Origin of the sequence: Nitrosomonas sp. (genome assembly GCF_022842015.1) — a bacterium.
Classification (GTDB): Bacteria; Pseudomonadota; Gammaproteobacteria; order Burkholderiales; family Nitrosomonadaceae; genus Nitrosomonas.
The window spans coordinates 40,795-47,820 of sequence record NZ_JALHQJ010000013.1; the positions used below are offsets into that span (position 1 = coordinate 40,795).

At 49.0% G+C, this 7,026-nt stretch carries 5 protein-coding genes; all 5 read right to left on the reverse strand.

What is annotated here, in order from left to right; all coding sequences use genetic code 11:
• Nucleotides 1-424 precede the first annotated feature (424 nt).
• Nucleotides 425-934, reverse strand: coding sequence for an SCO family protein (locus tag Q0C11_RS03885; RefSeq protein ID WP_293005926.1), 510 nt, complete (start codon nucleotides 932-934; stop codon nucleotides 425-427).
• Nucleotides 935-968: 34 nt separating this feature from the next.
• Nucleotides 969-2,813 carry a multicopper oxidase family protein gene (locus Q0C11_RS03890; RefSeq protein ID WP_293005918.1) on the reverse strand — a complete coding sequence of 615 codons (1,845 nt, stop codon included), beginning with the start codon at nucleotides 2,811-2,813 and terminating at the stop codon, nucleotides 969-971.
• Between the two features lie 482 nt (nucleotides 2,814-3,295).
• Nucleotides 3,296-3,982, reverse strand: a complete 687-nt coding sequence (locus Q0C11_RS03895; protein WP_293005920.1) for an SCO family protein — start codon at nucleotides 3,980-3,982, stop codon at nucleotides 3,296-3,298.
• A 23-nt stretch (nucleotides 3,983-4,005) separates the two neighbouring features.
• The gene (locus tag Q0C11_RS03900; protein WP_293005922.1) at nucleotides 4,006-5,841 is read right to left on the reverse strand and encodes a multicopper oxidase family protein; all 1,836 of its coding nucleotides are present in this window, start codon (nucleotides 5,839-5,841) and stop codon (nucleotides 4,006-4,008) included.
• Between the two features lie 141 nt (nucleotides 5,842-5,982).
• Nucleotides 5,983-7,026: calcium-binding protein (locus Q0C11_RS03905; protein WP_293005924.1), on the reverse strand; the 1,044-nt coding region annotated here is incomplete at its 5' end.

Genomic DNA, 7,026 nt, shown 5'->3' on the forward strand with positions numbered 1-7,026 from the left:
CAGTCAATTACCAAAAAACCAGTATCTTTATCTACTTGTTATTTGTAATGTTCCAAAAGCCAATTTATGCCCAGAACCCTTTACCCTCTAGCGAATACTCTTTTCTTATTATTCTTAGCTTTTTCATCGTACTTTTGTTTGTCCGCAGTAAAATAGTATTCCTAAAGACTCCACACGGTAAGTGACAGGTTGCACCAATTATTTAGTATCCACCGCCTATTTATGTCCCATTTTATGTAAGATTTATCTTTCAGACATACAACCTATATGAGGGAAATTCAATCTATTTCAGAGGCGGGTTTACAGTAATGACTGTGACAAATGAGAATTAAGCAACTACTCAAAAGAAAGAAAGCAGGAAGTGAAGCAATCCAGTAAATAAAATCAAGCAATCTCCCGAATCTTCCGGGAGATTGCTAAAGGTTTAGCTGATAGAAACGGCCACCCTGATTCTAGACAGCGTGCATACCGGTATGCACCGCCTGGAATCAAGATGGTTAATGGTTGCCATGATTTGCATTGGATCAGCCAAAGTAGGCGCCATGCTCCAACGGTTACGTTCAGCGTATTGCTTGAGCAACCTTGGCGTATCGCGCTCAGGATCCAGCGTGATCGAATACATAAAAACATCACGCCCCGCACGTTCACCCAGGATATTGCGCACTTCCCGAAGATTCGCCGTCGATTTCGGGCAAATGCCAGAACATTGCGAATACATCATGTTAATCGCAACCACTTTATCGCGGATCAGGTCGTCATAAAACTTCACCGCTTCACCATCATGCGTGTACAGCGTGACGTTTGGAAACGGCGTGGCGTCACCCGCCGGTTTGTATTTGCTGATGTTGGAATTGCGCGTGGATGTGTTGTCATCAAAACTCAGCTTTTGCCAAACTGAATTCAATCCAACCAGACCCAATGCCGCCAATCCCATGCCCACCAGGATTTCTCTGCGCGAATCACTTCATTTAGCCCAGAATATCCCAACGCACCATCATGGCGTGGTCTTCATGGATCATATTGTGGCAATGCATCACATACTTGCCTGGGAAATCCCGGAAGCGCATGAATAATCTCACTTTTTCATTATGCCCCAATCGATAAACATCCTTGCGGCCTTTTTCATATCCCGGAACCGGCACTTCAACATCACTGACATAACGCTTCAGGATCAGCCCTTCTTCGAAGTGAATATGAACCGGATGAGTCCAACCACCGGATCGATTATCTAACTCCCAAATTTCAAAGCTACCCAGCCCCATATTCGCGCCTGCAGAATGAACGTTCATGAACTTGGCATTGATCGCCCACATGCCATTCTTTCGCTCGAATCGCCAGTATCTGACCGGAGCAGCCGCAAGCTCTGCCGCGGTCGGTCTGCGAATCGGGCGCAATTTGGTTGGAACTTGGCTCACATCCGGTTCATCCGGCTCGCGATCAACGATGATCTTGAGCACCCGCATTCCTGGGCCTTTGACGCCCTTGGGTCCGCGCGTGCTGTTTTGTTCCGCGCGATTGACCAGGTAAAGCTCCGTGCCGAGTGGATACGCAGAAAAATCCACCACGATATCCGCACGTTCAGCCACACCCAACCGGACATTTTTCCGGTTCAGCAACGACCTTGGCAGCAGATTGCCATCATTGGCGATGTAGGTGAAAGGCTGCTGCACATTGTTAGGCGTCACTAAATGGAACTGATAGAAGCGTGAGGGTCCGGCATTGAGTAACCGCAGGCGATACTTGCGGCTGGCTACTTTCAGCACCGGCTCGATAATGCCATTGACGGTCACCTTATCGCCCAACGTGCCTTCCGGGTCAAATTGATCGTGTATTTGTATCGTATCTGCACCAAAACGCTTATCCTGGAATGCCATCGTATAATCATATTTATGACTGGGCAGCCGCAGCGCCTTGGGATTTGGGTCATGCTCGTTGCCTGAATCCAGCTCATCGTAGAGCAGGTAAAAGCCTGCCAAACCACGAGTTGCGTTGGCTGCGGTAAAATCCAAGCAATGATCGTGATACCACAGGGTTCCTAATGCTTCACGGTAATCGCCACCTACCGGGTTCTTCGCGCTTTTGGGAAATTCATCGTACCCCGCATATACATTGGGATAAAAATGGTCCTTCCAGTGCCCTAGTGCAGTCAGTGTTGGCCCTGTTTTGGTTGGACTGAAATAATCACCTGGAAAACCGTCACTCTCCGAAGGTGTATGCAAATTATGCAAATGCAGGCTGATTTCCGGCGTGCCGAACCCGCTATGATTTGCGGGCAACTCATTATGCAAACGCAAAATGACCGGACGCCCATAGCGCGCATGGATGGTTGGATTGACATCATGCTCATCTTCGCCGACGTAATGCCATACCAGTTGTTTGGCATAATCCGGATGAAATTCATGGTCTTCTATCGCTGTCGCACGTAAGTCATAGGTATCCGCTTGACCGGGCTGAATTGGCCGGTCCTGAACCCCAAAAAATTCTTCCCAGCGCTGATGACTGTCGCGTCCGCATTCTCCATTTTGGATATTGGGATCACAATTCGGAGGATAAACATGATTGGCCAGATCAGTCTGCTCCAGCGGTTCAATTGCTTCTGGCAATTCTCTCAACCAGGGTCTTGTTGGCGGACTGGGTGGTAACGATTCATCAGGCATTACCTCCTGCGCTGCACTTTTGCGCGAGGTTAAAATGGCCGGTGCGGCCAGAATCGTGGCACCCGTCGTTTTAAAGAACGCACGCCGTGATTCATTCGATGGAGAATCCGAATCAGTGGCGTTGCCCTGACTCGATTCATGTTCGTTGGATTTCATAATTTTCCCCTCTCTTAGGTCATATTATTTTTCTAAAGCTCGCACTGTGTGCATTTTTATTAGGTTATAGCTCTAAAAAATTTAATTTGGCAACCATCAACTAAAGCAATATATGTGATGGATATCATCCTTCTTTATTCTTTAACTGATCACGCTGATATCTTAGGCGATCCGTCCTTAAAATAATTAGATAGTATTCCCAAACACTTCGTATGGTAAGTGATAGGCTGTACCAATTTTTTAGTAGTTATATCCTGTTTATGCCCCTCTTTATGTAGGATTTTTCCTTCATACAACCTATATGAAGGAAACTCAATCTATTTCAGAGGCGGGTTTACAGTAATGACTGTGACAAATGAGAATTAAGCAACTACTCAAAAGAAAGCAGGAAGTGAAGCAATCCAGTAAATAAAATCAAGCAATCTCCCGAATCTTCCGGGAGATTGCTAAAGGTTTAGCTGATAGAAACGGCCACCCTGATTCTAGGCAGCGTGCATACCGGTATGCACCGCCTTGGGATCAAGATGGTTAATGGTTGCCATGATTTGCATTGGATCAGCCAAAGTAGGCGCCATGCTCCAGCGGTTACGTTCTGCGTTACCGATACGCACCATGCCGGTATGATTTTCCTTGATATTATCAATGTCCTCTTCGCGATCGTAGAAACCCAACCGGTAGCGAACCAGTTCGATATCTTCCGGTGCGCCCGTCAGAAATTTCCAACCGTCTTTAATGCCGTAACGTTCAGCGTATTGCTTGAGCAACCTTGGCGTATCGCGCTCAGGATCCAGCGTGATCGAATACATAAAAACATCACGCCCCGCACGTTCACCCAGGATATTGCGCACTTCCCGAAGATTCGCCGTCGATTTCGGGCAAATGCCAGAACATTGCGAATACATCATGTTGATCGCAACCACTTTATCGCGGATCAGGTCGTCATAAAACTTCACCGCTTCACCATCATGTGTGTACAGCGTGACGTTTGGAAACGGCGTGGCGTCGCCCGCCGGTTTGTATTTGCTGATGTTGGAATTGCGCGCGGATGTGTTGTCATCAAAACTCAGTTTTTGCCAAACTGAATTGAGTCCGACCAGACCTAATGCCGCCAATCCCATGCCCGCCAGGATTTCTCTGCGCGAGTTAACCGGTTCATTTTCTTTTTTCATGATATAGCCCTCTCTCTCTTCATTTAGCCCAGAATATCCCAACGCACCATCATGGCGTGGTCTTCATGGATCATATTGTGGCAATGCATCACATACTTGCCTGGGAAATCCCGGAATCGTATGAATATTCTTACCTTCTCATTCGGGCCTAACCGATAAACATCCTTGCGGCCTTTTTCATACCCCGGCACCGGCACTTCAGCATTACTGACGTAACGATTCAGGATCTGCCCTTCTTCGAAGTGAATATGAACCGGATGACTCCAACCACCGGATGGATTATCCAATTCCCAAATCTCAGAACTGCCCAGTCCTATATTCGCAGCGGCTGAGTGAACGTTCATGAATTTGTCATTGATCGCCCACATGCCATTTTTCCGCTCGAATCGCCAGGTTCTCACCGGAGCAGCCGCAATTTCTGCTGCGGTCGGTCTGCGAATCGGGCGCAGCGTGGCCGGAACTCGACTGACATCCGGCTCATCCGGCTCGCGATCAACGATGATCTTGAGCACCCGCATGCCGGGTCCTTTGACGCCTTTTGGCCCGCGCGAGCTGGTTTGTTCCCAGCGATTGACCAGGTAAAGCTCCGTGCCAATTGGATACGCAGAAAAATCCACCACGATATCCGCACGTTCGGCCACACTCAAGCGGATATTCTTCAAGTTCAGCAGCGGCTTCGGCAGCAAATTGCCATCATTGGCGATATAGGTGAAAGATTGCTGCACATTGTTAGCCGTCACTAAATGGAATTGATAAAAACGTGAAGGCCCGGCATTGAGCAGCCGCAGGCGATACTTGCGGCTGGCCACTCTCAGCACCGGCTCGATCAAGCCATTGACCGTCACCTTATCGCCCAACGTGCCTTCCGGATCAAACTGATCGTGCACTTGTATCGTATCTGCACCAAAGCGCTTATCCTGGAATGCCAACGGATAATCATATTCATGGCTGGGCAACCGCAACGCTTTCGGATTAGGATCATGCTCATTGCCTGAATCCAGCTCATCGTAGATCAGGTAAAAACCAGCCATCCCGCGGTTAGCATTGGCCGCGGTAAAATCCATGCAATGGTCGTGATACCACAGCGTCCCTAACGCTTCGCGCTTATCGCCGCCCACTGGGTTGCTCGGGCTTTTGGGAAATTCGTCCAACCCCGCATACACATTGGGGTAAAAATGGTCATAGAAATCTCCAGGGGTACTTATCGTAGGTCCGGCCTTTGTTTTACTGAAATAGTCACCTGGAAAACCATCACTCTCCGAAGGTGTATGCAAATTATGCAAATGCAGGCTGATCTCCGGCGTGCCGTAACCACTATGATCTGCCGGTAAATCATTGTACAAACGCACAATGACCGGGCGCCCATAACGTGCATGGATGGTTGGATTTGAAGTATCATCGTCGCCTACGTAATGCCATACCAGTTGTCTTGCATAATCCGGATGAAATTCATGGCCTTCTATCGGTTTAACCCGTAACACGTAGGTATCCGCTTGCCCCGGTTGCAGCTGATGCTGACCAAAGAAATCATGCCAGCGTTGATGATTTCCACGCCCGCATTCTCCATTTGTAAGATTAGGAGTACCCTGCGGAGACAAGGCGCCACTCGCCAGATCAGTTTGCTCCAGCGGTTCAATTGCTTCGGGCAACTCCCTCAGCCAAGGTGTGGTTGGTGGGCTGGGTGGCAGCGGTTCATCCGGAATAACCTCCTGCGCTACGCTTTTGCGCGAGGTTAGAATAGCTGGCGCGGCCAGAATCGTGGCCCCTGTCGTTTTAAAAAACGCACGCCGTGATTCATTCGGTGGAGAGTCCGAGTCAGTAACGTTGCCTAAATTAGATTCATATTCTCCGCTTTTCATAAAAATACCCTCCCCAAAGTTAATTTTCTAAATTAAGTCGCACTTTGCGTGCATCTTGATTATGTATAGGCCCTGAAAAAAAATTATTGACACCCATCAACTAAAGTAGCTGTTGATGGATGTCATCCCCTTTTCCGGTGTTTACAACACCAGATCTCCCACAACAAGCGTTGGTGTTCCCGCCAACAGAATCTGGAATTCAGGAGCACTATCTCCAGCCGTGTTACCTTCCAGCACACCCGTTAACGGGTCATAACGTAGCTGACTCCTACCGCTGAAAGCATTAGCTCCGACAAAGATAAATGCTTGATTACCTGGAAACGCCGCGGTTGTATTACCATCGATCGCACTCAGGTCTATCGTATCGGTCCCGCTCACAAAGTCGGTGATGGTGTCTCTATTTGCAGGATTGGAATGGGCCACTGCTGCCAGATAACTAAAGGTATCTGCACCCGCTCCGCCGGTTAAAATATCGACCGCTGCACCACCAATCAGCGTATCGTTGCCATCACCGCCATTGAGCGTATCGATTCCGGCTCCGCCATTGAGCGTGTTGTTGGCGCTGTTACCGATAATAATATTGGCCAAACCATTGCCGGTACCATTGATCGCATTGCCCCCGGTCAGTGTGAGATTCTCGACATTGGCAAGAAGCGTGTATGTCACCGCGCTTTCGACCGTGTCGATGCCTTGATTCGCTAACTCGGTAATCGTGACCGGCAGACTACCAATCACATAGGTGTCGTTATCCAAACCACCCCTGAGCGTATCGGTACCACCCCCTGAAATCAGTGTATCGTTACCTGCCAAGCCCGTGAGTATGTTGTTGCTGGCGTTGCCGGTTAACACGTTGTCCAGAGTATTACCCGTGCCGTTGGGTGCAGTTCCTGTCAGCGTCAGGTTCTCCAGGTTCAGACCCAATGTGTAGGTCACCGAGCTTTCGACCGTATCAGTACCGCCGCCAGCAAGTTCGGTAATCGTATCGGTCGTGGTATCAACGATATAGGTATCGTTACCCGAGCCGCCATTTAACACATCCACACCGCCCAAGCCATTCAGCGTGTCATTGCCAGGCAAGGCCAACAGAACATCATTGCCCGCTGTACCCACTAGATTATCGTCGCCGTTAGTGCCGACAATAGCAACCCTGTCCGCAAACTGCAGCCGCTCGACGTTACGAACCCT

Bases quoted from the DNA above. Each gene is read 5' to 3' on its own strand.
- Q0C11_RS03885 (WP_293005926.1), bottom strand. From the start codon at position 934: ATGGGATTGGCGGCATTGGGTCTGGTTGGATTGAATTCAGTTTGGCAA.
- Q0C11_RS03890 (WP_293005918.1), bottom strand. From the start codon at position 2,813: ATGAAATCCAACGAACATGAATCGAGTCAGGGCAACGCCACTGATTCG.
- Q0C11_RS03895 (WP_293005920.1), bottom strand. From the start codon at position 3,982: ATGAAAAAAGAAAATGAACCGGTTAACTCGCGCAGAGAAATCCTGGCG.
- Q0C11_RS03900 (WP_293005922.1), bottom strand. From the start codon at position 5,841: ATGAAAAGCGGAGAATATGAATCTAATTTAGGCAACGTTACTGACTCG.